This is a genomic window from Gilliamella sp. wkB171 (genome assembly GCF_001693755.1).
Taxonomy (GTDB): Bacteria; Pseudomonadota; Gammaproteobacteria; order Enterobacterales; family Orbaceae; genus Gilliamella; species Gilliamella apicola_F.
Genome location: NZ_LYST01000057.1, coordinates 1 through 1,695, shown reverse-complemented (window position 1 = coordinate 1,695; position 1,695 = coordinate 1). Strand labels below are relative to the sequence as shown.

The 1,695-nt window shown below is 36.2% G+C and carries 1 protein-coding gene and 2 pseudogenes; 1 reads left to right on the top strand and 2 read right to left on the bottom strand.

Annotated elements, in window-relative coordinates; genetic code table 11:
- A pseudogene (locus A9G03_RS12600) lies at window positions 1–213 on the top strand (hypothetical protein); the annotation flags it as partial.
- A gap of 417 nt (window positions 214–630) precedes the next feature.
- Here the strand turns inward: A9G03_RS12600 and A9G03_RS12185 are convergent.
- Together A9G03_RS12185 and A9G03_RS12930 are read right to left on the bottom strand one after the other, a co-directional pair.
- Window positions 631–876, bottom strand: coding sequence for a SymE family type I addiction module toxin (locus A9G03_RS12185; protein ID WP_065798694.1), 246 nt, complete (start codon window positions 874–876; stop codon window positions 631–633).
- Window positions 877–992: 116 nt separating this feature from the next.
- Window positions 993–1,127 (bottom strand): annotated as a pseudogene (locus A9G03_RS12930) (helix-turn-helix domain-containing protein); the annotation flags it as partial.
- Between the last annotated feature and the right edge of the window lie 568 nt (window positions 1,128–1,695).

Sequence of the window (1,695 nt, the reverse complement as noted above, 5' to 3'; positions counted from 1 at the left end):
AAAAGTAATGTTATTCAGCAACTTAATAATGAATTAGGACTAAATATTGATGATTATGAAGATGAAAAGATAACCGATATTGATAAACTTATAATTGCTAGAAATATTATTCAAAATACAATAATGTCAAATAATAGCGAAGTGTTAATTAAATTATTAACTCAAGTTGAGAATGCAATAAAATATAAAACAGGGTTATTTTTTTATTTTTAAATATAAATGTGATAGTAAGCTCCTTACCTTAAACAGTGAGGATTTTACTTTGACATCTATACCAATATCTCAAGCCTGATAATCAACAGCCCCGATTGTGAAGAAGCTGATTATTTAATTGATTATTTGGATTATGCTCCAGAGATGCAAAGTAAATTTCCTCCATTAGGAAGAGATCGTTTACAAATTTTAATCAGTATATTAGAAGAAATGATCATTAAAACAAAATGTTCAAAACTTGTGATATCTTTGACTGACTCAGGCTATATTTATTCTTATAAAGTCATAAAATTTGCTGAACTATCAAAAACATTACTTTCGGATTTTGAATTAAACCAAGGTGCGCCCGACACGCTTTATGAAATTATATGCTAATAGAATTACTTATAAACTTCTTATTTTGATAAATAAAAAATTTTATTGAATAGATTCAATCATCAAATCAAGTCCAACAATCAACTTGCCCAGCTCAATCTTAATTATAACAGGGCAGCCTACATAAAACCCTATCTGCTCCAGCCACCTGCCTTTAATGGTCAGTTGTGGTTTGGGGTTGGGTTTTGTGCCTTGTGGCATGTAACCGATGGTATAAAACCGTTCGTTGGGTTGCGATGCAGGCTCTTTGCCTGTAGCTGATTTTAGCTTAGAATGTGTCTTAGCCATAGTTAACTCCAGTATAGTTAGTTGTGGTTAGCAGGTTAGCGGTGCGTCAACACTGTTAGCCTGCGCTGTTATTTACTGTCTTGTGTAACTTCTCTTCTTTAGTCGCCCGGTTTTAATCAACCAATCAACTGCTTAGCCTGATGCTTTAAAATCATGGCGTCTAAAATCTCTTTCACTGACTTCTGCTCGTCAGCAGTCATCTGCTTGACCGCCTCAAACTTAAGCTTAAGTTCGTCCTGTGGCTTTAGTTCCTCACTTTTTCAACTATCCACTAATCAAAATCATATCGAAAACCAAGCGGATTATAAAGTCAGTAGCAGTGTTGGCGTCAGCACTATTGGCATGCCAATGGTGCCAGCCGGTTATAATAAAAAAGACAATGAACAATCGATAACGCATTCAGCGGTGTCCCAAGGCACCATCATCATCCGCAATGAGAATGAACAAAAGCAGGATATCAATGAGTTAAGTCGGGATACTGAGCATGCCAGTAATGAACTTAAGCATATCTTTGATAAAGAAAAAGAACAAAGCAAAATAGACCAAACCCGGTTAGTGAGTGAAATTAGTGGTGAAACACTCACCATGCTCAACACCATAGACCGCATTAAAGCGACAGAAGAAGCGAAAAAAGCGGTAGAAGACAAAAGACAAAAATCCGATAAACCGTTAACCGACAAAGAACAACAAGAAATATATAAAGAAGCCTACGACAAAGCGATGAATGAAGGCATGTCAGCGATGGGAAGTAATACCCGTCAAGGCATCGACATGGCGATTAATATCATCAATGGCTTAATCACCGGCGACATGACCGGT